We start from the raw sequence: 26754 nt of genomic DNA, 5'->3' as shown, positions 1-26754 counted from the left end.
ATGAACTGCCAAACGTATTTTTTATGAGTATACAACATGCCTATAATCAATGGGCAGAACAATATGATTTCAACGATAATAAAACCCGCGATGCCGAAGCAGAGGTTCTGCGTAAATTGTTAAGCCCAATTACATTTAATGCCTGTTTAGAAATTGGTTGCGGTACAGGTAAAAATACGCAATGGTTGTACACAAAAGCATCTACGTTAATGGGTGTTGATTTTTCAGAAGCTATGTTACAACAAGCCCGAAATAAAATACAAGATCCCAATGTACAGTTTGTACAAGCGAATATTTTAGAACCTTGGTATTTTGTACAGCAGACGGTTGATATAGTTGTGTTCAGCCTGATATTAGAACATATTGAAGATATAGCTGCTATTTTTAAAAAAGCTGCCAATACTTTACAACCCGGTGGATATGTGTATGTGGGCGAATTACATCCCTTTAAACAATATACAGGTTCAAAAGCAAGATATATCAATGAGGATGGTTTGCAAGTGTTAACTTGTTATGTGCATCATGTTGCTGATTTTATCAATGCAGGTATTTCATGTGGTTTTGAAGTGAAACAAGCGTATGAATATTTTGATGAAGGAGATGCGAATACTGTTCCCCGTATTCTCGCTATTTTATTTCAACTCAAATAAAAACAGAATAAAAATCATACGCTATTGTTATAAAGCGATAAAAATACCATACCGCCTTTTATTTTAACCATTGATAACAATGGCGTATCATTAAAAATTAGACAATGGTAACTTTCCTACATGAATTTAATCGGCAATATTATCTGGCTCATTTTTGGTGGCTTTTTGGCTGCTTTAGGCTATTTTTTGGGCGGCATTGTATTATGTGTTACCATCATCGGTATTCCTTGGGGTTTGCAATGTTTTAAAATTGCAGGTATAGTATTGGCCCCATTTGGGAAAAAGGTGGTTAGCAATTCCGCCCATCAGGGCTGCTTTTCGGTTTTCTGTAATATAATATGGTTGCTTTCAGGTGGTCTGGTAACTTGTATCATGCATGTTGTAATAGGCGCTTTATTGTTTGTAACCATTGTTGGAATTCCCTGGGGTAGGCAGCATTTTAAATTAGTGGAATTATCATTAATGCCTTTTGGGAAAAAAATAGTAGATGCTTAAAAAACAGGGTAAGCAGTGATCTGGTAATGGCTAATTGTTGAATGTCAAAAATTCTTCTGTTTTTTTGTTGCATCTGCATTATCAGTCTATTTTGTTCTAATTTGCTGTTTGAATCATTTCATTTGTTCAGCAAATTGGTAAAATCATGTTTTCGTACTTCCGTTCTTTTGGTATTTGTATTATTTTGCTTGTATTGCTTGCTATACTTCCTGTGCCATCAAAATCGCAACAACATCTAAATATTGATGAGGGTTGGAAATTCCACTTTGGTAATGCAGCAGACCCATCTAAAGATTTTAATTATGGCGTAGCCAATATTTTTGCTAAAACAGGTGGCGCTTATGGTACTGCTATTGATCCTAAGTTTAAAGATAGTGCCTGGCGTTCTCTCAACCTTCCCCACGATTGGGCTGTGGAGTTGCCTTTTGCACAGGTTGATAATTTTGATGTAGAATCGCACGGGTATAAACCAGTAGGTGGATTATTTCCGGCCACCAGTATTGGCTGGTATCGCAAACATTTTACGGTATTGGCTGCCGACTCAGGCATGCGTTTTCAATTGCAATTGGATGGTATTTTTCGCAAGGCCAGTATTTGGGTGAATGGCATTTTCGTGGGCACCAATATGAGTGGGTATGTTGGTGTTGATTATGATATCTCTGATTTCTTAAAATTTAATGCTGACAATGTTATTGTAGTACGGGTTGATGCAACACAATATGAAGGCTGGTTTTATGAAGGTGCCGGTATTTACAGGCATGTTTGGCTCAATAAAATGAATCCGCTTCATTTTGCTGCCAATGGTGTTTACATACATTCGGCAGTAGCAGCAAATAAAGCAATCGTTTTTGTAAATGCCACCATCAGCAATGAAACTATGGCGCAAAAAAATGCCGTAGTATATACCTATTTATCAGAACGAAATGGAAAACTGGTGGCACTGTCGGCTAAACAAACCATTTCTATTACGGCGGGTGGCACTTCTGTAATACAGCAATCCATTCCCGTTATACATCCGCATTTGTGGTCTATTGATGATCCGTATTTATACCGGGTAACCACAATCATTCAATCCGGCAATGTAATGATCGATTCTGTTACATATCGTGTTGGTATAAGAACGATTCGTTTTGATGCGGAAAAAGGATTTTTTCTCAATGGTGTTAATATTAAAATTCATGGAACCAATAACCATCAAGATCATGCCGGCTTAGGCAGTGCACTGCCCGATGCCATGCAATATTATCGTATCCGTTTATTGAAAGATATGGGCGCTAATGCATACAGAACCAGTCACAATGCACCAACCCCCGAATTGTTAGATGCTTGTGATAGCTTGGGAATGTTGGTATTGGATGAACAACGTTTACTCAATAGCAGCCCGGAATATATGCATCAGTTTGAAACGTTGATAAAAAGAGACCGTAACCATCCTTCGGTTTTCCTATGGTCAATCGGGAATGAAGAAGGCTGGATTCAAACTACCGATGTTGGTAAACGCATGGCATCTACATTATTGGCAAAACAAAAAGCACTTGATCCTTCCAGAACCAGTACTTATGCCGCCGATTTGGGCAATGTATTTCATGGTGTAGATGAAGTAATTCCTATCCGGGGATTTAATTATCGCCAATTTGCTGTGGCCGATTATCATAAAGACCATCCTACACAACCTGTTATTGGTACTGAAATGGGTAGTACCGTTACCACAAGAGGTGAATATGCTGTTGATAGTATTAGGGGTTATTTACCCGATGAAGATATCACAGCACCTTGGTGGGCAAGTACAGCAGAAACCTGGTGGAAGCTGGCAGCCGAAGCACCTTATTGGATGGGCGGATTTGTTTGGACCGGATTCGATTATCGGGGAGAGCCTACTCCTTTCCGTTGGCCCAATATTAATTCGCATTTTGGGGTAATGGATGTGTGCGGCTTTCCTAAAAACATTTATTACTATTATCAAAGCTGGTGGACTGATAAAGATGTATTGCATATTGCACCACATTGGAACTGGATGGGCAAAACAGGAACGCCTATTGATGTGTGGGTATATTCAAATGCTGATGATGTAGAGTTGTTTTTAAATGGTAAAAGCCTTGGCAAAAAAACAATGCCGCGCAATGGGCATTTACAATGGTCGGTACCCTATCACCCGGGTACCTTATCTGCTATTGCTCATAAAGCAGGCAGGGTTTTAAAAACAGCCATTGAAACTACAGGTGTACCTGCCGAAGTAGTGCTATCGCCTTCTTCAACAACTATTTTGGCCGATGGTAAATCCGTGGCCGTTATGAATGTTTCATTAGTAGATAAAGAAGGAAGAGAAGTGCCCAATACCGATAATATGATTCGTTTTTCTGTTACCGGTGATGCCAAGATTATTGGTGTTGGAAATGGCGATCCCAGCAGTCATGAACCTGATCAATGTATGGATGGTGCCTGGCAACGTAGTGCCTTTAATGGAAAGTGTCAGTTTATTGTACAGGCCGGGAAAGTACCCGGAATGATAAAAGTAGAAGCAACAGCTGCTGGTTTATGGCCGGGTTCTACTGAAATAATAACGGTTCCACCAACAAGCTTACAAAATAACCACATTGATCCAAAATATACTTTATCTGCTACGGAAAGCCAACCACGTAATTCGGGTAAAATGATTGGTGCCGATATTTCTTTTCTTCCACAATTAGACGCTGCCGGTAAAAAATTTTACGATGGTAATACTGAAAAAGATGCCATACAAATTTTAAAAGATCATGGTTTCAATTATATCCGATTACGCATTTTTAATGACCCAGCAACCGATAGTGGTTATGCTCCCGGAAAAGGGTTTTGCGATTTGGCTTATACTTTGCAAATGGCTCAACGCATTAAGGCCGCAGGCATGCAATGGCTACTCGATTTTCATTACAGCGATACCTGGGCCGATCCCGGTAAACAATTTATGCCTGCAGGCTGGCGCCATTTGAATTTTCAGGAATTGAAAGCTGCTGTGTATCAATATACCCGGCAAGTGTTACTGGCTTTAAAAAAACAGGGCACACTACCCAATATGGTTCAGGTAGGTAATGAAATTAATCATGGTATACTTTGGCCGGCGGGCAGTATACAACACCCGGATAGTTTGGCACAATTGCTCAATGCAGGAATTGCAGCGGTAAAGTCGATTGACCCTGAAATGTTAATAATGCTACATATTGCTTTGGGCGGACAAAATGATGAATCAGTTTTCTTTCTCAATAATATGTTGGCCCGAGGGGTTCATTTTGATGTAATTGGATTGTCATATTATCCTAAATGGCATGGCAGTTTAGATGATTTAAGGAATAATTTAACCGATTTGGTACAGCGGTATGGAAAAGATGTTGTGGTAGTAGAATATTCTGCCCGAAAAGAAGCGGTGAACAATATTGTGTTCCATTTACCTAATGGAAAAGGGAAAGGTACTTTTATTTGGGAACCATTGAATACCTGGGAAGCTTTGTTTGATAAGGAAGGTCACTCCAATCAATATTTACTTTTGTATGATACATTGCACAATTTGTATTTAATGAAGCATTAAAAAAGTGTGCAATAACTTTTTTTTGAAATAAATGTTGCTTAATTCATCATCAATTACATGAACCAATCACTCTGGATATTAATGATTGCATGGCTGCTCTTTGCCACCATACATAGTCTTACTGCGTCATTGCAGTTTAAGCGTATCATGCAAAAGTGCATGAGACAATGGTTTCCATATTATCGCCTGTTGTATGCGCTGTTTGCATTATTCAGTATGAGTGGTATTTTGTATTATCAGTTTCATATACCTGCTAAACCTATTGCATTGCATCAATACATAAGTTATACTTTTGGAATGTTAATGGGTGTTGCAGGCTTGACGTTAATGAGCATCACCATCCGTAAATATTTTTTTTATCTCAGTGGTATTGATGTGTTTTGGAAGAAAAAAAAGGAAGCACATTTAGATACTACGGGTATTCATCAATTTGTACGCCATCCCTTGTACTTAGGAACACTCTTGTTTGTTTGGGCATGGTTTCTGTTTTCACCATTGGTAACTAACTTAATCACTTGTATCATGATTAGCTTGTATATTTGGATTGGAATGTATTTTGAAGAAAAAAAATTAGTACAGGAATTTGGTGCTGAATATATTTCCTATCAGCAACGTGTTCCCATGATTATCCCCTTTTTATAAAAACAATTTTCCTATGCATGAATCTTGGGCGTATTTACCAACATGCATTTAAAGGTATATCAAAGCAACTCAATGATTTCATTTAGGCAAAAGGTGTATCAATACTATGTGCAGGTTTAGAAAACCAGTGTGGCCCGTCTTCCGCTATATACGCACAATCTTCTAATCGCAAACCCATTTCGCCGGGTACAACAATGGTAGGCTCTACACTGAAACACATGCCCACCTGTATGGGTTGTTGATTACCATTTACCATATTGCCCCATTCGTGTCCATCCATGCCAATGCCATGTCCGGTTCTGTGCGGACAACCGGGTAATTGATATCCCGGCCCAAAACCGGCATCTATTAAAACTTTACGTGCAGCATGGTCTACCTTTTCGCATGGCTGCCCAATTTGTGCAGCCGCAAAACCTGCCGCCTGTGCTTTCTTCTCTAAATCCCAGATAGTACGTTGTCTTTGTGTGGGCGGTGCAGCAAATACAATGGTACGGGTAATATCAGATGTATAACCTTCAACTAAGCAACCACAGTCCATCAATAAAATATCCCCTTTCTTTAAATGCTGCGGTTGTATGCTGCCATGTGGCAAAGCAGAGGCGGGCCCAATTGTAACCAAAGCGCCATCTGAAGATGCACCCATTTTGCGCTGTGCCTGGCCAATAATGGCGGAAATATCATTGTTCGACATGCCTTCTTTAACATTGGCTGCTGCAAACTGTATGGCTGCAAGGGTAATGTCATTCGCTTTTTGAAGCAAGGCAATTTCTGCAGGTGATTTAATGAGCCGGCATGGAATGCTGATTGGGTCACCACTAATAAAGTTCATATTCGGTGCGGCTTTTCGTAGACCATCCAATATAAAAAACCGCAAACGTTCTTCCATGCCAATACTACCACCGGTAATGCCTTTCTGTTGCAATACCGCAACTATTTTTTCATAAGGGCTTTCATCTTCTTGCCATATATGTACACCCTGACCAATGGTAATTAATTCTTTCAATCGGTCTGCTTCAAAAGCAGGGCTCACATAAGTCACTTCCCCTTTTACAGGAATAATGGCTACCATGGTTCTTTCACTGGGCCACCAGCGTATTCCTGTAAAATAATTTAATGAGGTACCTGCATCTAAAATCAATGCCTGTATTTGGTTGCTTGCCATGAGTTGTTGTGCCTTGGCAATTCTTTGTTGTCTTTCGGCAACGGTAATGGGTTTTACATTTCCCGTCATATTGTGTAACTGACTCCAATCGGGGTCATTGTATTCAGTTTTTTTAGTAAAGGCAATAATGCCCGAAAAAAATGAAACGGAAGCAGCACTTCCAGCTGAGTATTTTAAAAATTTTCTGCGTTCTATGCTCATCTTGATGCGTTGAATAGTGAAGGAATTATTTTGCTATACACAACTTAAAGTTATTAAAACAGAACTGTCTTATGAATATAATGTATTGTATTTGTAAAAAACGGTTTGATTAAAAAATCAGAAAAATTTTTTGTACTTTGATACTGGTTAATCAATTAAAGTTATTTTGTCCCTTCTCCTCATAAAATACCCGCATAATATACCAGGCTTTCTTTTTATATCCCTTATCCGATAATAATCCTTTTCTGTTCCAGCCTTGCTGATACACGGGTTGTAGCCGACTGGGCGAACGAAAATCGGCCAATACCCAGGGTGTGGTGCCACATAAAAAGGGTATATTTTTAAACATAGCTACCTGATCTTTATACAATTGCTCCTGATATTCTTCACTCCAACTACTGGCGGTATCTTTTGAACCATGATGGCCATATAATGCTTCACCTCCAAATTCCGACATAATCAGAGGTTTATTGAATGGGTTTTTCCAAACCATGTTATTTGGTGGCGCAGGCCATGGTGTGTACCAGCCAATGTATTCATTTACACCTACTACATCTAATACTTTACTAAGGCTGTCATCAATGGTAACGGTATTGCCTTTGTAAGCAACATGATTGAAGGCTGAAGTAATGAGCCGGGTAGGGTCTAATGCTCTTGCATGTGCTGCCATTGCGGTTAAAGTGGTATCTCTGCTTTCAGAGGAGGTTGTTTCATTAGATAAGCTCCATAGTATAATGGCACTGCGGTTTTTATCGCGTTCTATCATTTCATCCAACAACCGGTTGGCTTTGGCTAATATAACAGGGTTACTAAATTGTATGCCCTGCCAAAGCGGAATCTCTTCCCATAACAATATGCCCATTTTGTCGGCCATCCGCACCATGTGTTCATTGTGCGGATAGTGGGTTAACCGTACAAAATTGCAACCCAGTTCCTTTGCCCAACCCAATAGCATGGCGGCATCTGTTTCAGAATAAGCCCTGCCGGCACGTTGTGGTATTTGTTCATGAATATTAATGCCGCGTAAAAATATCGGCTGTTCATTTAATACAATTTCGGTGCCTTTTACTGCAATAGTTCTAAAGCCAATGGCTTCTACAACAGTATCTGTGGCTGTAGCAATTTGAACAGTATATAAATGCGGATGTTCGGGGCTCCATAATGCAGGATGTGCTGCAATACTGATATTGGCCCTGCCTGCTGCATTGGTTTGGGTAGTGTAATGTATGTGTAAATCAGGAATATGAATGCTTACTTTTTGCAGGCCATTGCTTCCTGCAACCTGTACCCAGCCTGCTATATGGCTAGTATCATTTTTTTGCAATTGAATAAAATAATCCTGAATATAATTGCCCGGTGTAGTTACCAAATCTACATCACGGGTAATGCCGCCATAATTCCACCAATCGTAGTTCAATGCAGGAATGGCATCTGCCCTGCGTTGATTATTCACCCGAACAATTACCTCGTTTTCGCCCGCTTTTAACAAGTGCGTTACATCAAACTGAAAGGGGGTAAACCCACCTTCATGGCTACCGGCTTTTTGTCCGTTGCAATACACATCTGCTATATAATTGGCCCCGCCAAAACAAAGAAAACTGCGCTGGCCGGGCTGCGGTTGGTATTGAAAAGTTTTTTTATACCATACTGTTCCTTCATAATACACCAAATCGTTGCGTTGCGAATTCCAGTCGCCAGGCACCTGTAATGTAATGGTATTGTCAAATGCATATTCAAAAAAATCATGCGCACCGGTAGCATGCTGGTCTTTCCAAATGGGTTTCCAATTGCTTTCTCCTACATTAAACGGGTCTACAATAACCGCCCAGCTTCCGTTTAAGCTTTGGGTATTCCTTCCGGCCACATTCGCTACCAACCATTGTGCCTGAACTACTAAGGCTAACATCATGCCAAGAAAAAATAGCGTTAATTTTTTGAGTAGCATGTTTCTAAAATGGAATAACATGATAAAAAGTTGTGAGGTTTAAAAAATAGTGTATTCAATTGTTTTTGTGCAATCAGTGGGTCATCTACTATAACAGCCTCAACTGTTTATTGTGCCGTTCATCAAACATTAAATGCTGCCCATCAGATAAATCAGTAATAAAATGCTCACTAAAAAAATACCAATGGTTAATATACTCACTAAGCGCGATGAGTGGCGATACTGCCCATTGATTAACTGCTTTTCTATTTTCTTGTAACGTACATACGACAACAATAATATCCCTGCGCCAACTGCTACCAGCACTATACCAATGATGCCTGAAGAGCTACCTGTTGGGGCAGGGGCTGATTTGCCCAAAATGAGTGAAATTTGTTTGACAAACAGGCTAAATTTTACTACTACAAAACCAAAAGCCATAATGCCAATACTGGTGCGTATCCAGGATAGAAACGTTCTTTCATTGGCCAGATGGTCGGATGTATTTGAGGTTGATGTGGTTGGTTGCATATGTTTTTATATTCAAAAAGTGCGATACTTTCTATGTCTGAATAAAAATGAAATGAAAACCTATGAAGTAGCCTTTCAATTTTTTTAGTTCGTATAACTAAAAAAACAAGCTTCAAGTTACAACAATCTATTCTTTGTTGCAGCACAAATTTGATATAGGGCTTGTTGGATGGCCGATAAAATAACTATGATTGAGTAGGGAATAAAAACTGCCATTTCTTAAATATTACAAAATAGTTGATGGATGGATAGTTTGACAAAAGTTGGGCTTCACCTATCTATCTCTATGAAAAAAATCTTCAAATACTATGATTAGCCACTTATTATTCGTGCCAATATAATATAGTTAGGTTTATTAGTGGCTTATGAGCAGCTAATCTCCGACTTATCAAAACATTTTTCCTTTATAATTATCCTTTTTTTATGGTAAGGCATTTTACAAGTGTATGTTCGCGCTTATAAAACACATTATTTTAACCTTCATTTTCATCTATTTTGCCTTGTTTAATCGTTTAATGGCCAGATTGGAATGGGATAATTTCTTTTTTTGGGTACCAATATGTATTTTTATTTAGTTGTGGTTACCTTTTTTAACAGCAGTCTAATCCAATATAATTATGACCAATAACCAAAAGATTTGGCCGGTATTTTCATTTTATGCCAACAACTTTTTTTTATTCATGTATTATAGTATTATAGCCAATTTTGGTATGTTAATCAGCAAAACATACCTTCCATTGGTGGTAATTGATTTGCGTATGGGATGTTTTACTGCTGCCGGGGAAACAAAGTTTTCATTGGCTATTTTTACACATATTGAGTTTAAAAATGTTCTTTACCAGTAAAAAATGAAGTAGTCTAAAATATCCGTAGGATAGAACAATGAAAAGCATCCCGGATATTTTGGTTTAATTATTGAGTGGAAGGGTTGTACATATATTAATAAACGCAAAAAAAATGTTTCCAAACGAGGCAGAACAGTTATTACATTTTGGAACCTGGGAATTTAATCTGGTTACGCAAGCCATGGTTTGGTCAGATGGCATATATCGTATTTTAGGTTATGAGCCGGATGAATTTGAATTGAATTTTGATAAAGTAATGTCTTTGATTCATCCTGACGATAGGCAGGCATCACTGGAGCAAATCCAGGCTACTATTGCAAGCGGGCAACCTTATTCCATGCAAAAGCGCTTCATTCATAAAAACAATCAAATCATTATTGTCCTGTCTGTCGGTAAATTGGTATACGATGCAACCGGAAAAAACTTACAATTATGTGGCATTTTTCAGGATATTACCCAACAAATAAAAGAACTGGAACGCTTAAAATTATTAGAATCGGTTGTGGTACACACCAACGATGCAGTCATTATAACAGAAGCAGAACCTATAGATGCTCCCGGACCGAAAATCTTATATGTCAATGCTGCATTTACCCAAATGACGGGCTATACGGCAGATGAGGTATTGGGTAAATCACCCCGTATTTTGCAAGGCCCCAATACCGATAAAACAGAACTGGTAAAGTTAAAAAAGGCACTAAAAAGCTGGCAATCTTGCGAAATAACGGTATTGAACTATAAAAAAAACGGACAACCTTTTTGGTGTAATATGCAAATAAAGCCTATTGCCAATGCACAAGGCTGGTTTACCCAATGGATTGCAGTGGAGCGGGATGTTACTGAACAAAGAAAATTACAAACGCTGTTAGATGAATCGAATGAACTGGCCCAAATAGGTAGTTTTGAAATAGATGTAATAAATAATAAAGTTTACTGGTCGCCTATAACCAAACAAATTCGCGAAGTGCCCCCCGATTACGAACCCGATTTACAAACCGGCATAAGCTATTTTAACGGCGAAAAAAATCAATCTGTTATTGCGCAACGGGTATACAATTGTATTGAAAAAGGAACACCCTGGGATGAAGAATTGGAAATTATTACCCAGAAAGGCAACCCCAAATGGGTAAGAACCATTGGCCGTGGCGAGTTTCAGAATGGAAAGTGCGTTCGGGTGTATGGCAGTTTTCAGGATATTGATAAACGAAAACGAACAGAACAAGAATTGTTGAAATTGTATGAAGAAAGAAACACTATTTTAGAAAGTATTGGTGATGGTTTCTTTGCTGTGAATGCAAAGTGGGAAGTGCTTTATTGGAACAAAATGGCCGAAAAGTTGCTAAAAGTGCCTAAAACCCAAATAGTAGGTAAAAATTTATGGGATTTATTTTCCGATTATAAAGATTCACCTTCCTGGCACAATTATCATAAAGCATTTGCTGAACAACAATCTGTTCATTTTGAAGATTTTCATTACGGATTACAGAAGTGGTTTGATATTAGTGTTTATCCAACTTCAAAAGGGCTCTCGGTTTATTTTAGAGATATTACCCAATCTAAAATAGCACAACAGGCTATTGCTTTAAGCAATGAACGTTACGATTTACTTTCCAAAGCTACCAACGATTGTATATGGGATTGGGATTTGGAAAAAAATATAGTGGTACGCCCCAGTAAAATATTAGAGCAATTATTGGGCTATGAACCCCTCTCACCGGAGGAGGTAGACCCATTTTGGGCATTGCATGTGCATCCCGAAGATTGGAAGCGGATAAGTGACGAACGTGCTGCATTGTATCAAAACCCTAATGAAAATTTTTGGGAAGATGAATACCGTTTCAAAAAGCCCGACGGGCAATATGCTATCATATATGACAGGGGCTTTATCATCAGAAATAAAGAAGGGAAAGCCATTCGTATCATTGGGGCATCTCGCGATATAACCCGCGAAAAAGAACATACCAATGAAATTAAACGCATACAACATAATTTAGATGCACTCATCAATGCTACTAATGATTTTATCTGGTCGGTTGATGTAAACTTAAAATTGATTGCTGCCAATAATACCTATAGCCGCTTTATTGAAGGCATGGAAGGATTTGCACCTAAAGAAGGCGATGACGTTATCCGGTCATCTTTTAGTGATGCCATGAAACAAAAATGGGAATTACTGTACCGGCGTGCCTTAAAAGGTGAAGCATTTAGTTTTGAAGAATCAGTAACTCACCCAATTACAGGTAATCTGATTTATACTTTGGTATCATTAACCCCTATAAAAAAAGCCAATGGCGAAATAACTGGCATAGCTTGTTATGCCAAAGATATATCAGAAGTGAAAAAAGCCGGCATACAATTAGAATTGTTGAATGAAGATTTGAAAAAACAGGCTGTTGCTTTAGCCGCATCCAATGCTGAATTAGAACAGTTTGCCTATGTAGCGTCACACGATTTGCAGGAACCTTTAAGAATGGTTACCAGCTTTTTAACCCATTTAGAAAAAAAATATGCCAAACAATTAGATGAACAGGCTAAAATATACATTCACTTTGCAGTAGATGGTGCCAGGCGTATGCGGCAAATTATTTTAGATTTATTGGAATACTCACGTGTTGGGCGGATGAAACAAAAAGCAGAATCAATTTCAGTAAAATCATTGATAGATGAAATTAAACTATTGTACCGAGAGCAAATTGAACAGAAACAGGCGATGATTCTGTACAGCCATTTACCGGTATTGTTTCAGCCAAAAGCACCCATGAGGCAGGTATTTTTAAACCTCATTCAGAATGCACTAAAATACAGTAAAGAATCTGTTCCGCCGGTTATCCGTATACATGCTACCAATATGGATAGGTTCTGGCAATTTAGTATACAGGATAACGGAATAGGCATTGATGCAAATTATTTTGATCAAATATTCATCATCTTCCAACGTTTGCATAACCGCGATGAATATGATGGCAGTGGTATGGGTTTGGCCATCACCAAAAAAATTATTGAAAATATGGGGGGATCTATTTGGTTAACATCAAAACCTGGAGAAGGTAGTATTTTTTATTTTACCATTCCTAAATCGGCTTTGCAGTCAAATGATAATTAGAAAATGTGTTTGGTAGGTTAACAGTTTTTGAATAATGAAATAACAACCTTACCAATGGCAAGGGTATTGATGAACAAAACCTGAACACATGAAACCCATCAACATCTTATTGTTAGAAGACAATGAAGGCGATAATGTGTTAACGATGGAAGCTCTTCGGGAAGGTAAAATCAGTAATACTATTTCGGTGTTGCGTGATGGTGAGCCGGCCATTCATTTTTTTGAATACGGATTACTAGAAGACTTTCCTGATTTAATTTTATTAGATATTAACCTGCCCAAAAAAACGGGCATCAGGTATTAAAATTCATTAAAAATACAGAACGTACCAAACAAATACTCGTAATTATGCTCACCACATCTGCTTTAGAAGCAGATATTAAAAGCACATACCGCAAATATGCCAATTGTTATATTATAAAACCCATTGAAATAGCAGATTTTATGGCTGCTGTATTGAAAATAAAAGATTTCTGGATTAATTTGGTGCAATTGCCTGCGCAGATGGGTTAAGCAATGCTGTTTCATAACAGCACAAACGGGAAATAGGGTACTGTTTTTTTCTAAAAAAAGGGAATGATGTAATTTGTAGTGGTTAAAATAGCATAAATGTTTTGGTTATTACCACTCCAATTTTTTTATAGGCCATTCATAAGCAATATACAATGGATAAAAAAAATACGAAGCCTTTAACCGATTTAACTGCTCGAGAAAAATTATTGTTGGCACAAACCGAGGAATTGGCCAAAACCGGAAGTTGGGAATTAAATCTGGTTACCAATGTTTTGTATTGGAGCGATGGTGTATTTAAAATATTAGAATATGAACCACAGGCATTTGAAGTAACATTTGATAAAGGGATAGAAATGATTCATCCCGATGATCGGCAAGATGCCTTACATGCCATACAGGAAGCTATTGAAAACAGTAATCCCTATCAAATCGAAAAGCGATTTGTTACTAAAAATGGTCATATAAAATACATACGTTCTACAGGAAGAATATTATTCGATGAAAAGACTACCCCTATAAAAATGGTGGGTGTGTTTCAAGATATAACTGCCACTGTGTTGGCAGAAAATATATTGAAGGAAACCAATGAACGGTTGGAGATGGTTTTGCAGGCGGGCTACGAAAGTGTTTGGGATTACAACCCGTTAACCCATGCAATGTATTTAAGCGAAGATTTTGCTAGGAACTTTGGATTGCCTAATCAGGAAACAGTAAGTAATAATGATTACTTCAATTCATTGTATCATCCTGAGGAGCGAGAGGAAATTTTTAGCGATTTCAGGCAGAAAGTATTTCATACCAACGAAACCAACTGGCTCAAAGAATTTCGTTTTAAAAAAGCAAATGGAGAATATGCCTTTGTTCGCGACAGGGCAATCATTAAAAGAAATGAAGCCGGTGTGGCCATCAGAGTAGTAGGCGCTATTCAGGATATGACAGTGGAGCATTATTACCGTGAATTGGATAGAATTGAAAAAGAAGCAATGACGCTCAGTTTTCGGGAAGATATAACGGTGCCGGATTTGCTTTCAAAGTTTTTATTGCAGTTGGAATCTGTTTTTCCTAACCTCAAAGCATCTGTATTAAGGGTATTAGATGGCAAGCTATTCAATATGGCTTCGCCTTCTTTGCCGGAGGCCTATATTGCCACCATCAATGGCATGGCCATTGGCGATGAATCGGGCGTACACACAAATACCGCTACTGCTCAAAACAAAACAACTGCTACTCACCAGCTTACTGAGGCGCACTGGGCAAATTTTACCGGTTTGGCACAGCAATTCGGTTTGGGCTCTTGTTGGGCGCAGCCGGTATTAAATTCCAAAGGGGAACCTATTGCAAACTTATTGGTATATTTTGATAGTAATAAGGGAGTAACGAATATTGAAGCACAAGCCATTAGCAGGGCACAACGCCTAATCAGTGTATTGCTGGTAAAGTTTGAATATCTGGAACATATTCAAAAAACGAATGAACGTTATGAGTTAATGAATAAAGCCACCAACGATGCTATGTACGATTGGGATGTTCAAAATGATGTGTTTTATTGGGGCGATAGTTTTTACCGCATTTTTGGGCATTCGAAAAAAGAACAATCTTTCCGGCTGATTGACTGGGCTATCCTGATGCATCCTTATGATGCAGAAATTCACCAGGTCGGTTGGGAAGGGTTTTTAAAAGATCCAAATCAGGATCGCTGGCAAAAAGAATTTCGCTTTAGGCGTGCTGATGGCTCTTATGCTTTTGTAGAAGAAAATGGCTATCTGGTTCGTAATAGTCAGGGCCATCCCGTTAGAATGATTGGCGTTTTACGTGATATTTCTGAATCTAAAACAACTGTTATACAACAACAGGTGCAACAGCAGGTGGCACAGTTCTTTAAAATGCACTTAAGCTTGCAAGAGCAAATGCGCCAGGTATTGCGATACCTGGCAGAATTTGGCAGTTTTAAAACTGCAGAAATTTGGTTGCTCAATTATAATCAGGCTTTTTTGCAACTAACAGCAAGTTTTCCAGCCGATGAGCAGTCAGCTTTATTTTATACGCATGCAAGTGGCAAAAAAGCATTCAAAAGAGGAGAAGGAATTCCGGGTTTGGTTTGGGAATCAGGACAATGGCAGTTGCTAGATAATATAGATGAAAATGAGTCTTTTGTTCGCAGAGAAGCAGCCAAACGAGTCGGACTGAAATCGGCTCTGGCACTGCCCTTATTTGATTTTGATCAATTGGTTGGGGTACTCTTGTTTACCAGTAACGTCAATATTAAGCAACAAGATATTAAGCTAAAACTATATAAGCCATTAAGCCATTTTTTGGGAGCAGAAATAGTGCGCAGGCAACAGGAAGAACAACTGGAATTGTTTTTTGAAACGGCAACCGATATTTTGGCCATTGTGGCACCTAATGGCTATTTTGCAAAAGTAAATCCGGCATTTTGTGCTTTATTGGGTTATACAGAAGAAGAACTAACTACCCAGCCATTTTCAGAATTTATACACCCAGATGATTTGAAAGCAACCCAACAGGACTTTTCAGAAACCATTCTGGGTAATCAAAAATCTAATAATTTCATCAACCGCTTCCGAACCAAATCGGGAAACTATCGTTGGATTTCCTGGAACTCATCACAACCCTTTGGAGAGGATGGTCTGGTGTTTGCGTATGGCCGCGATATTACCGAAATGCAGCATCTGGAAGAATTATTGCAGTTGGCAACACAATTATCTAAAGTGGGGGCATGGGAGTTGGATCCCATACATCACAAACTGCAATGGTCTGAAATAACCAAAACCATTCATGAAGTACCGCCCGATTATCAGCCCGAGCTGGAAACAGCCATTGGTTTTTATCGTGCAGCGTATCAGGCTGTTGTCAGGGAAAAAATCAGTGAAACAATGGCTAACGGTGTACCATTTGATATACAAGCACCCATTATAACAGCCAAAGGAAATGAGCGTTGGGTGCGTGTTATTGGACAGGCAGAAATGTACAATGGCCAATGTATCCGTATGTATGGCAGTATACAGGATATTCATGACAGAAAAATGATTGAATTGCGCCTTAAAAATATTTCTGATAATGTACCCGGTGTTATTTTTCAATATCATTTAAAACCCGATGGAACAGATCAGTTGTTATATGTAAGTGAGGGTGCACATCGTATCTGGCGTGTTGCACCTGAGGAGTGTATGGCAGATATCCAAACCATTTGGAAAGGCATTATAGCCGGCGGAGATATTGAGGCAGTAAAACAATCTATTATACAATCAGCTACCCATTTAACCCCCTGGCATGCCACCTGGCGGTATGTGTTAAATGATGGAAGCCTGCGTTATCATGAAGGTTTTGGGAATCCACAAAAACTAACCGATGGTTCTATTGTGTGGGATTCAATTATTATGGATATTACTGAAAAACACAATCTGCAGGAACTTGCAAAGCGAACCTCACGAATGGCGCGAATAGGCAGTTGGGAGTTGGATTTGATAAACGATACTAACGATAGCATGTTTTGGTCGGAAATTACCCGGGAAATATTTGAAGTGCCGGATAACTATAAGCCATCTGCTTCAAAATGTATTCAATTCTTTAAAGGGGATAGCAGAATGAAATTAGAACAGGTAGTGCAGCAACTCATACAACATGCAACAGAGTTTGATGAGGAATTTTTTATTACTACTTATACAAACAAGTCAAGATGGGTACGTTGTATTGGCCGTTCAGAATGGACTATGGGAAAATGCGTTAAAATTTTTGGCAGTATTCAGGATATTCATGCCCAAAAAACGGCAGAACAATTGCTGCAACAGCACGTGCATGAATTAGCCATTAGTAATCGGGAACTGGAGCAGTTTGCCTATGTAGCTTCACACGATTTACAGGAGCCGTTACGTATGGTTACCAGTTTTTTAGGTTTTTTGGAACAAAAATATAAAGACCGGTTAGATGATCAGGCAAAACAATACATTGGCTTTGCAGTAAATGGCGCCAAAAGAATGCGGCAATTAATATTAGATGTACTGGAACTTTCAAGAGTAGGAAAAAGTAGGGCAAAAAAAGAGAAAATTGATATGAATGCGCTGATGGAAGAAGTGTGTATAATGCAAAGAGTACAAATTGAAGAAACCAGTGCTATAATAAAAATTCATGCTTTGCCGGAATTGAACAATTACCGCAACAGTTTGTTACAGGTGTTTAATAATCTGCTGAACAATGCAATAAAATATCGAAAAAAAGATATTATTCCAGTTATTGATATTACTGCAACCCAAGAAAAAAACGGTTGGCTATTTGCTGTTACTGATAATGGAATTGGCATAGAGCAGGAATATTTAGAACAAATATTTGCTATTTTTCAAAGGCTGCATACGCACGAAAATTATTCTGGCACAGGAATTGGGTTGGCCATTGTAAAAAAAATAGTAGAACATTTAGGAGGAAAAATATGGGCCACATCTACCCCCGGTATCGGCAGTACTTTCTATTGCTGGCTGCCGGAAGCGGAAAGTTTATCTGATTCAATATTTTAATTGCCCATTCGTATCTTACACTTAATCAGTAAATTCAATGATAGAATTGTTGGAATGAATCCTTTATAAAAGAACCGGTAAACTATATTCATCCTGGTTAACAATACAAAATAAATATAAAGTATGATATATCCTGATGTTATATATTCCATATATTTACCTTACATAAATTCAGCCCAATGAAAAATTTGCATTTGTTGTTGGTAGAAGATAATGAAGGAGATGTATTGTTAACCACCGAAGCCTTGCGTTCGGGTAAAGTAATCAATCAGATTAGTGTTGCCAAAGATGGCAAAGCGGCGATTGATTTTTTAACCCGCGAAGAGGCACTGTTCAACAATAATTTGCCCGATTTAATATTGCTGGATATCAACCTGCCAAAAAAAAGCGGGCACCAGGTATTGCAATTCATTAAAAATACCGATTACTTAAAACAAATACCGGTTATTATGCTTACTACCTCTTCATCTGATACAGATGTGGAATTGGCCTACAAAAACTATGTAAATTGCTATATTACCAAGCCCGTCGAAGTGCAGGAATTTATGAATGCAGTACGTGAAATTGAAAATTTTTGGATGAATATTGTAACGCTCCCGGAATAAATAAGAAGAAACCTATGCAGAAGCACACAAAATCAGTTACATTATTGGTGATAGAAGATAATTCCGGCGATTATTTATTGCTGGATGAATACTTACGGGAGCGCTTTGACGAAGTAACGGTTACAAGAGCTATTACCTGTAAAGAAGCTTCGGCTTTATTACAACAACAACATGTATTTCAGGTGGTGTTGCTCGATTTATCATTGCCCGATAAAACTGGTGAAGCATTGGTAAAAGAAATCATGGCCATAGCCGGGGATACACCAGTTATTGTTTTAACCGGATATGCCGATATAGAATTCAGTATTACATCCCTTTCATTTGGTATTGCCGATTATTTATTGAAAGATGACTTACAAGCCGATGTTATTTACAAAAGCATTGTTTATGCTATTGAACGTAAAAAAGTATTAAGCCTTTTACAGGAATCTGAAAAAAAATACAGTAATCTGTTTCAGTTAAGTCCGCAACCCATGTGGGTATATCAACCCAACACGCTTGAAATATTAGAAGTGAACAATGCAGCCGAAGTTGTTTATGGATATAGCAGAGATAATTTTTTGAAACTGCATATACCCGATATTTTTTTGGGGAATGAATTTGCAAAATTTGCTTCGGCTAATATACCGAATGCATCTCTGGAAAATAAATTGGATGCTCCAGTGGTAATTAGTCACCGTAAAAAAAATGGAGAAATCATACTGGTGAATATCCTTACTTCCGGTATTGAATATAATGGTATCAACTGCGCATTAATGGTAGCACACGATGTAACAGAACAAACCTTACTCAAACGCTCCTTAGAAGAAGCTTATGCCAATATTGTTTCGGTAGAAGAACAGGAAAGGGAACGTTTTGCCGCTGATATACACGACGGAGTAACACAAAATTTAATTGCATTAAAAGTCTATTTTTCTTTCCTGAAAAAAAGCATGGAAAAAGAAAATAATGTAATTACAGAAAATATTGTAGACTTATTAGAAAAATCTATTCGTGATTGTAAAGACATTGTGAGCAATATAAGGCCAAAGGAGTTAATTGATAAAGGATTATTTGCCGGATTAACAACACTTGTGCAAAATGTGGCCGAGGCCAGCGCTATTCATATTGATACGCATGTTGATTTGTCGTTAGAACATTATTTTGATTTTAATGCACAATTAAATATTTACCGGATTATACAGGAGTGTATCAACAATCTGTTAAAGCATGCACAGGCAACTGCAGCCGTACTATCTATAACCCGTGAAGACACACACATGAAAATTGTTTTTTCCGATAACGGAAAAGGCATTGCTGAAGAAGTATTAACCCGGCAAAGTAGTTTTCTTTCCATGAAAAGAAGAACGGCTGTTTTAAATGGCCGGTTTCAGGTACAGAACAATAAAAATACGGGGGCGCAGTTTACTTTTCTTTTTCCTTTAAAAAATATACCCCATTCTTCGCGTTCATTTTAATGAATATGGGTATTAAAAAAATACACTAATGAAATGGGTTCTTGTTTTGTATGCATCATTCATTCATTATATGGAATAATTCTTTTTTCTAAATAAGGCTGCAACTGAGACCAACATCCAGGTAGCTTCTAAAATAATAAAGGGCAGATAATGAATCAATATACTGGCTAAGCAGGAAAGGCCTGCACCTATGATATTCATCCACAAATACAAAAGGCTGTCTTTGCCAATGGTATTGCGCAATTGTAGTAAATAGGCTATCAGCAGTATGAAAACACCGGTAAAGCCAATCCAATCGTTCAAATTAAAACTTGCCATGCGCGTTATTTTGTTGATATTATCCATTCTACCTCACCAAAACTAAAACTATTGGTAAAGGTATTGCCGGTGAGTAAATTACCTGATTGATCAACACCCTGAATAGTGGTGGTAAAAACGGCATTGTTTTTTTTTAGTTTTACCATCGCTCCTTTTTTATACAGGTAGTTGTTGTATTGTTGCAATATTTCAGTAAAGGCGCCTGCTTGTAATAATCGATAATAATGGTTCAGATATTTGCACAATTCTTTTGCTAATTCCAAACAATTCAACCTTTTACCGGTAATCTGTTGTAAAGAAACGGGGTTGGGCAACCAATCTGGAAAATGGATTTGATTGATGTTTAAACCAATGCCCACCACTGCCCATTGCCAGCTGCCACTTCCGGAAATGATATTTTCAATTAAAATACCACCTGCCTTCCTGTCATTCCAGTAAATGTCATTTGGCCATTTTATGACAGTTTCATTTGCTGTATAATTGTTAAAAAAACTTTGTACAGCCAATGCCATTGCCGCACTAAAAACAAATTGTTGGTGCAATGGCAGAAATTCGGTTTGTACAATAACCGATAAAATCAGGTTGCTATTGGGTTCGGTTATCCAGGCTTTGCCCCGCTGGCCTTTGCCTGCAGTTTGTTCCTGCGCAAAAACAGCGGTACCATGCTCCGCCAAATTGGTCTTAATAAGGCCAAGGGCATAGTTATTGGTACTGTCAACCGTGCTGAGTTCAATCCAGCGTTGTCCAATGGCGGATATATTGCTGTTAGATGACAAAAGATTGTTACTTTTGACACAAAGATATAAACAGGCAGATGAAGCCTTTTAAAACAGTTTTTTTACAACAGTTTTCGATGGATTCGTAAATAGGTTGAACTGTTTTAGTTGTTCAGCTGTTTTGTATATATTCAACAAATAAACCTTTATTTCATAACTAAAATTTACCTGATTATTGGCACCTCTTTCAGCAATCAATAACCGCAAAACAAACAAAGTTTCCCGGCTTAACAGAAACTCAAAAATTTTTAAAACCATTATTGGGGCTATTCAGGAAAAGAAGGGCGTACATATTACCAGTTTAGACCTGCGTAATATACCCGAAGCAGTTGCAGATTTTTTTGTAATATGTGAAGCTACCAGTACCACACAGGTAAATGCAATAGCCGATTTTGTTACTTTTCAGGTAAAAGAAGTATGTAACGAATTGCCTTACAGGCAGGAAGGAACCCAACAGGCACATTGGATATTGGTGGATTATGTGAGTATAGTGGTGCACATTATGCAACCTGATGCCAGAAAATTTTACCAGTTGGAAGAAATGTGGAGCGATGCGGAAGCAACGGCTCACAGCGAAGTTTAACCCTAATATTTTTATAGAGAAACACTTAAAATTGAAGCGCAATTTATATGGCACAAGAAGATAATAAACCCAAATTCCCATTTACAGATAAAGGGGGGGGTGATGGTAGTTCGAATAAAAAAACACCCAAATTCAATATTTATTGGATTTATTTAATTGTTTTCGCTGTATTAATCGGCTCTACTTTTTGGGGCAGGTTTACGCCTGAATCAGCTAAAATCAGCCAGCAGGATATGGAACAAAATATGCTGGCCAAAGGTGATATAGAAAAATTAGACCTGGTACGTAATAAAGAATTGGTGAGGGTATACATTAAACCCGATAGCCTGAGCAAACCATTTTATACCGAAAAGTTTAAGCGAAAACTGAATCCCGCCGACTTCAAAAATGTTCCGGTATTTGAATTTAAAGTAACCGACTGGAAAGTGTTTAACGACCAGATGGACCAATTCTATAAAACCCATCCGGAAGTACAACAAGTGCCCACCTACCCAACAGATGATGCCGACTGGTTTGGCGGTCCTATTTTCAGTACCCTCATTTCAATGGCATTGGTAATTGGAGTATGGATTTTATTTATGCGTAAAATGGGTGGCGGCGCTGGTGGTGGCGGTGGCGCCGGCGGTATTTTCAGCATTGGAAAATCAAAAGCCACTTTGTTCGATAAAGGTGCCAAAGTAAATATCAACTTTGGTGATGTAGCCGGGTTGGATGAGGCCAAAGTAGAAGTAATGGAAATTGTTGATTTCCTTAAAAATCCAAAAAAGTATACAGCGCTGGGCGGTAAAATTCCAAAAGGGGCTTTGTTGATTGGCCCTCCGGGTACAGGTAAAACCTTATTGGCAAAAGCAATGGCCGGTGAAGCACAGGTGCCCTTCTTTAGCCTAAGTGGTAGCGATTTTGTAGAAATGTTTGTAGGCGTTGGTGCCAGCCGTGTTCGCGATTTGTTTAAACAAGCCCGCGAAAAAGCTCCCTGTATTATTTTTATTGATGAAATAGATGCCATTGGCCGTGCCAGAGGCAGGAATGCAATTATGAGTAATGATGAACGCGAAAACACACTGAACCAGCTATTGGTTGAAATGGATGGTTTTGGGGGCGATTCTGGTATCATTATTTTGGCAGCTACCAACCGGCCCGATGTATTAGACAGCGCTTTACTGCGTCCGGGTAGGTTCGATAGGCAAATTACCATCGATAAGCCCGATTTAAAAGGCCGTGAAGCCATATTTAAAGTACACTTAGCACCCATTAAAGTATCTGAAACATTAGACATTTATAAATTAGCCGAGCAAACCCCGGGATTTGCAGGCGCCGATATTGCCAATGTTTGTAACGAAGCCGCATTGATTGCTGCCCGTAAAAACAAAACAGCAGTTGAAATGATTGATTTTCAAGATGCTATTGACAGGGTAATTGGTGGTTTGGAAAAGAAAAACAAAATCATTGCTCCGCATGAAAAAGAAATCATTGCCTACCATGAAGCAGGCCATGCTATTTGCGGTTGGTTTTTAGAATATGCTTACCCGTTATTAAAAGTTACCATTGTTCCCAGGGGCACTGCTGCATTGGGCTATGCACAATACACCCCCAAAGAGCAGTATTTGTACAACACCGACCAGCTAATGGATCAAATTTGTATGACACTGGGTGGCCGTGCATCTGAGCAAATTTTCTTTGGTAAAATTTCTACCGGTGCCTCCAACGATTTGCAACAAGTAACCCGTATTGCCTATAGCATGGTTACTGTTTATGGTATGAACGATAAAATTGGAAATGTTAGTTTCTACGACCCCTCACAGGAAAATACATTTACCAAGCCTTATAGTGAGGAAACCGGTAAAATGATTGATGAGGCAGTGCGAAAAATTATTGAAGAGGCTTATCAAAAAACCATTCAGTTACTTACCGAGAAGAAAGCAGAAGTAGAAAAATTAGCCAAAGCATTGTTAGATAAAGAAGTATTGCACAAGAGCGATGTGGAAGAACTAATTGGCAAACGGCCTTTTGAAGAAAAAAAGATATTGGATAACCCAATTGAACCTGATCCTATTGGCGGGGTGCCTCCTACCAATATACCAGCCGTAAGCAGTGATGGTATTGCAGGTAATCAGGAAGCAGAACAAAAAGAAGTATAATGATGCCAATTTCTTCCGCAAAAGAAAATATGCTTAAAAAAATAAGGCAGGCACTGGTACAACCGGTGCCTGTTCCCTTTCCGCATACTGAAGGCAGCGACCCTTCGTTTTCAACGCCAAATGAAGATCTGGAATTATTGTTTGCTGAAAATTTTTCACAGTTAACAGGTAGGTTTTCTTTTTGTGCCAACCTTCAGGAACTGGTAACACAATTACAAACCTTAGTTAATGCCCGCCAATGGCCCGCTTTGTATTGTAGAGAAGATGCATGGAGTGAAATATTGCAGCAACATGGGTTTACCCATTTGCAACAAAATAATTTAGCGAACTGCCCGGCTGGTATTACCGGCTGCGAATTTTTAGTAGCTCGAACCGGAAGTATTGTGCTGAGTAGTGCACAGCAAAGTGGTAGAACGGTAAGTGTGTATACGCCGGTACATATTTGTGTTGCCTACACGCACCAATTGGTGTTTGATGTAAAAGATGGATTGCAATTATTGAACAACAAATACAACGGCAATTGGCCATCGTTAGTTAGTTTTGCAACCGGCCCCAGCCGTACTGCTGATATTGAAAAAACATTAGTGGTAGGCGTACATGGTCCCAAAGAAGTGTTTTGTTTTTTGGTAGATGCCGGTTAAACATCCATTTTTTATTATCACAAACAGCATGAACGATTTCCCCAATAAAAAAATATTTTTTCTCTCCGACTTTCATTTAGGTGCACCGGATTATAACAGCAGCTTAATTAGAGAGAAGAAAATTGTTGCTTTTTTAAACAGCATACAAGCGCAAGCCGCACAAATTTTTATTATGGGTGATATTTTTGATTTTTGGTATGAATACAAAACAGTAGTACCCAAAGGCTATACCCGTTTATTGGGAAAACTGGCCGAATTAACCGATGCCGATATTCCGGTACATGTATTTGTGGGGAATCATGATATGTGGATGAAAGATTATTTTCAAAAAGAACTGAACATTCCTGTGTATTTTGAACCGAAGGTGTATGAGTGGAATGGCAAAAGCTTTTATATTGGTCATGGCGATGGCTTAGGCCCCGGCGATTATGGCTATAAATTCATCAAAAAAATTTTTCGTAATCGCTTGTGTCAGTGGTTGTTTGGGCAGTTGCATCCCACCTGGGGTATTGGCTTAGCCAATTATTTAAGCAGAAAAAGCCGCGCCAAAACAGGCAGTAGTGAGGATCATTTTTTGGGTGAAGAAAGCGAATGGCTCATTGTATATGCCAAAGAACTGTTGACAGAGCGGCATTACGATTATTTTATTTTTGGCCATCGGCATTTTCCTATTGATTATGCCTTAAACGAAAACAGCCGTTACATTAACCTCGGCGATTGGATACAATATTCTACCTATGCTGTTTTTGATGGGGCAACTGTTGCTTTGAAAAAATGGGAGTAATAGTTGAACAAAATACTTTTTTTGTTCTCCCAATTAATTATGTCATTATTTTTTTACTCACCTCCTTAACACAGCTCTAAGCTCTAATTCAACAGGCTTTTGGTAGTATTGGTTGTTTTGCGTTATGTTGCTATGTAATATTAATTTGACCTGTTATTGGGTTTGTAGTAGGTGGTGTATAGTACGACTGACTGTAGGCTTCCCCTTTTTAGTACAGTTCAAGAGTAGAATATTTTATCATTTTACTACTCAGTTTAAATCATTCGGTTGGGTGTAGTGAAGTGGAGGCATGCTAATACTAACATCCCAACCTCCATTATGCACTGGTTTTGTGGCACTTAAATTTGAAATATTGGAAATATCTCCCCAAAGAGCACATACTTAAAGATGTGCAACTTAGGCTTTAATAATATGCACTTTTAGACATCAGGAATAATTTACTCCATTTTTCCTTTTCTTTTTTATATATATATGTCCATTGCTCTGAACCTTCAGGTTTTACAACAGATCTATACGAAAATACACATAATGAATAATTGCATGAATTAAGATACTTGCCTTAAATTTCTGACTTGCAGCAGTGTCAAATTGGTACAATTGAATATAAGTTGTAATCTTCAAAATTTTGTTAACTGCTTTCCATTTTTTTAAATCCTTTATAATAATGTTTGTTTAGTTCTTAATCCACACCCAGTGTTTATTTCTTTTTTCAAGAATGTAAAGGTTTGTTATTGTATTTCGGGTTTCTTCATCATTGTAAACTGCACTAATTTGAATGGCACAATATTTGTTATTGAAAAAAATGGGTATATAAAAAATCCAGGATAGACCAGGATAAAACCAGTTTTTACCATTAAAAACATACTCGCTTTCTTTTATAAAATGTACATTTTTAATTTTATTTTTAAGCACAAAATAAGAGGTTGATGACCAACTGCCATATTTAGATTTAATATCTGTTTGCAAAGCCTCACCTTTATAATGCAAAAATTTTTTTATTGAATCTATAACAATGGCCATATCTACATTTTTAATAAAACTGGGAAAAGCAGCAATATTATTTAAGTACATAAATGGTTTAAACAAGGTATCTCGAATATATTTTCTATTAGAATCGGTAATAATACCTGGCTTAGTAAAATTTTGAATTATTTTTTCTCCATGAAGCAAATTTTTACTTAAAAATCGTTCGATTTCAATATTATGTGATGAATCTATTTGACTAATAGCGGCTATTGGAAATACAATAGCAATAATGAATAAAATTTTTACATTTTGAGTATATTGTGTTAACATAA

The 26754-nt window shown here is 38.1% G+C and carries 21 protein-coding genes; 15 read left to right on the top strand and 6 right to left on the bottom strand.

Going from position 1 to position 26754, the window contains the following annotated elements; all coding sequences use genetic code 11:
• Positions 1–23: 23 nt before the first annotated feature.
• The 4 genes from AC3QLY_RS03920 (at position 24) to AC3QLY_RS03905 (ending at position 5346) form a co-directional block, all read left to right on the top strand.
• Positions 24–650 carry a class I SAM-dependent methyltransferase gene (locus AC3QLY_RS03920; RefSeq protein ID WP_074419509.1) on the top strand — a complete coding sequence of 209 codons (627 nt, stop codon included), beginning with the start codon at positions 24–26 and terminating at the stop codon, positions 648–650.
• A 120-nt stretch (positions 651–770) separates the two neighbouring features.
• Positions 771–1145 carry a YccF domain-containing protein gene (locus AC3QLY_RS03915; protein WP_074419510.1) on the top strand — a complete coding sequence of 125 codons (375 nt, stop codon included), beginning with the start codon at positions 771–773 and terminating at the stop codon, positions 1143–1145.
• A gap of 145 nt (positions 1146–1290) precedes the next feature.
• Positions 1291–4704: a beta-galactosidase GalA gene (gene galA, locus AC3QLY_RS03910; protein ID WP_074419511.1), complete on the top strand. Its 3414-nt coding sequence runs from the start codon at positions 1291–1293 to the stop codon at positions 4702–4704.
• Between the two features lie 57 nt (positions 4705–4761).
• Complete coding sequence (locus AC3QLY_RS03905; RefSeq protein WP_074419512.1) at positions 4762–5346, top strand: methyltransferase family protein; 585 nt, start codon at positions 4762–4764, stop codon at positions 5344–5346.
• Positions 5347–5428: 82 nt separating this feature from the next.
• On the opposite strand, the gene AC3QLY_RS03900 is transcribed toward AC3QLY_RS03905, so the two are convergent.
• From AC3QLY_RS03900 to AC3QLY_RS03890, 3 genes are all read right to left on the bottom strand, one after another.
• Positions 5429–6709: a M24 family metallopeptidase gene (locus AC3QLY_RS03900; RefSeq protein ID WP_081298687.1), complete on the bottom strand. Its 1281-nt coding sequence runs from the start codon at positions 6707–6709 to the stop codon at positions 5429–5431.
• A gap of 151 nt (positions 6710–6860) precedes the next feature.
• Positions 6861–8618, bottom strand: a complete 1758-nt coding sequence (locus AC3QLY_RS03895; RefSeq protein ID WP_287100839.1) for a glycoside hydrolase family 2 protein — start codon at positions 8616–8618, stop codon at positions 6861–6863.
• A 165-nt stretch (positions 8619–8783) separates the two neighbouring features.
• Positions 8784–9164, bottom strand: a complete 381-nt coding sequence (locus AC3QLY_RS03890; RefSeq protein WP_074420806.1) for a YidH family protein — start codon at positions 9162–9164, stop codon at positions 8784–8786.
• A gap of 617 nt (positions 9165–9781) precedes the next feature.
• On the opposite strand from AC3QLY_RS03890, the gene AC3QLY_RS03885 reads away from it, so the two are divergent.
• From AC3QLY_RS03885 to AC3QLY_RS03855, 7 genes are all read left to right on the top strand, one after another.
• On the top strand, positions 9782–10009 hold the full coding sequence (locus tag AC3QLY_RS03885) for a hypothetical protein (protein ID WP_074418561.1): 228 nt from the start codon (positions 9782–9784) through the stop codon (positions 10007–10009).
• Between the two features lie 112 nt (positions 10010–10121).
• Positions 10122–13112 carry a PAS domain S-box protein gene (locus AC3QLY_RS03880; protein WP_492990676.1) on the top strand — a complete coding sequence of 997 codons (2991 nt, stop codon included), beginning with the start codon at positions 10122–10124 and terminating at the stop codon, positions 13110–13112.
• An 88-nt stretch (positions 13113–13200) separates the two neighbouring features.
• The gene (locus AC3QLY_RS03875; protein ID WP_218331093.1) at positions 13201–13416 is read left to right on the top strand and encodes a response regulator; all 216 of its coding nucleotides are present in this window, start codon (positions 13201–13203) and stop codon (positions 13414–13416) included.
• A gap of 44 nt (positions 13417–13460) precedes the next feature.
• Complete coding sequence (locus tag AC3QLY_RS03870) at positions 13461–13625, top strand: response regulator (RefSeq protein WP_218331094.1); 165 nt, start codon at positions 13461–13463, stop codon at positions 13623–13625.
• Between the two features lie 152 nt (positions 13626–13777).
• On the top strand, positions 13778–18154 hold the full coding sequence (locus AC3QLY_RS03865; protein ID WP_075051744.1) for a PAS domain-containing protein: 4377 nt from the start codon (positions 13778–13780) through the stop codon (positions 18152–18154).
• 179 nt (positions 18155–18333) lie between these two features.
• Positions 18334–18759 carry a response regulator gene (locus AC3QLY_RS03860; protein ID WP_074419084.1) on the top strand — a complete coding sequence of 142 codons (426 nt, stop codon included), beginning with the start codon at positions 18334–18336 and terminating at the stop codon, positions 18757–18759.
• Positions 18760–18773: 14 nt separating this feature from the next.
• A complete protein-coding gene (locus tag AC3QLY_RS03855) occupies positions 18774–20216 on the top strand; it encodes a hybrid sensor histidine kinase/response regulator (RefSeq protein ID WP_288071167.1) in 1443 nt (480 codons plus the stop codon).
• Positions 20217–20282: 66 nt separating this feature from the next.
• On the opposite strand, the gene AC3QLY_RS03850 is transcribed toward AC3QLY_RS03855, so the two are convergent.
• Positions 20283–20534 (bottom strand): CBU_0592 family membrane protein, encoded by a 252-nt coding sequence (locus AC3QLY_RS03850; RefSeq protein WP_218331097.1) that lies wholly within the window; start codon positions 20532–20534, stop codon positions 20283–20285.
• A gap of 5 nt (positions 20535–20539) precedes the next feature.
• Positions 20540–21310, bottom strand: coding sequence for a biotin--[acetyl-CoA-carboxylase] ligase (locus AC3QLY_RS03845; RefSeq protein WP_228733179.1), 771 nt, complete (start codon positions 21308–21310; stop codon positions 20540–20542).
• 175 nt (positions 21311–21485) lie between these two features.
• On the opposite strand from AC3QLY_RS03845, the gene rsfS reads away from it, so the two are divergent.
• From rsfS to AC3QLY_RS03825, 4 genes are read left to right on the top strand one after another with little or no spacing between them, the layout of a single operon-like run.
• A complete protein-coding gene (gene rsfS, locus AC3QLY_RS03840) occupies positions 21486–21893 on the top strand; it encodes a ribosome silencing factor (protein WP_218331098.1) in 408 nt (135 codons plus the stop codon).
• Between the two features lie 47 nt (positions 21894–21940).
• Positions 21941–24031 carry an ATP-dependent zinc metalloprotease FtsH gene (gene ftsH, locus AC3QLY_RS03835; RefSeq protein ID WP_492990672.1) on the top strand — a complete coding sequence of 697 codons (2091 nt, stop codon included), beginning with the start codon at positions 21941–21943 and terminating at the stop codon, positions 24029–24031.
• Complete coding sequence (locus AC3QLY_RS03830) at positions 24031–24672, top strand: LutC/YkgG family protein (RefSeq protein WP_228733180.1); 642 nt, start codon at positions 24031–24033, stop codon at positions 24670–24672. Before ftsH ends, AC3QLY_RS03830 begins: the two co-directional genes overlap by 1 nt.
• 28 nt (positions 24673–24700) lie before the next feature.
• Positions 24701–25456 (top strand): UDP-2,3-diacylglucosamine diphosphatase, encoded by a 756-nt coding sequence (locus AC3QLY_RS03825; RefSeq protein WP_074419090.1) that lies wholly within the window; start codon positions 24701–24703, stop codon positions 25454–25456.
• A 672-nt stretch (positions 25457–26128) separates the two neighbouring features.
• On the opposite strand, the gene AC3QLY_RS03820 is transcribed toward AC3QLY_RS03825, so the two are convergent.
• Positions 26129–26752, bottom strand: coding sequence for a hypothetical protein (locus AC3QLY_RS03820; protein WP_288071171.1), 624 nt, complete (start codon positions 26750–26752; stop codon positions 26129–26131).
• Positions 26753–26754 lie beyond the last annotated feature (2 nt).

The organism is Hydrotalea sp. GW822-HT8A01 (assembly GCF_058798575.1).
The sequence above is the reverse complement of the archived record's forward strand: the minus strand, read 5'-3'. Positions and strand labels throughout refer to the sequence as shown.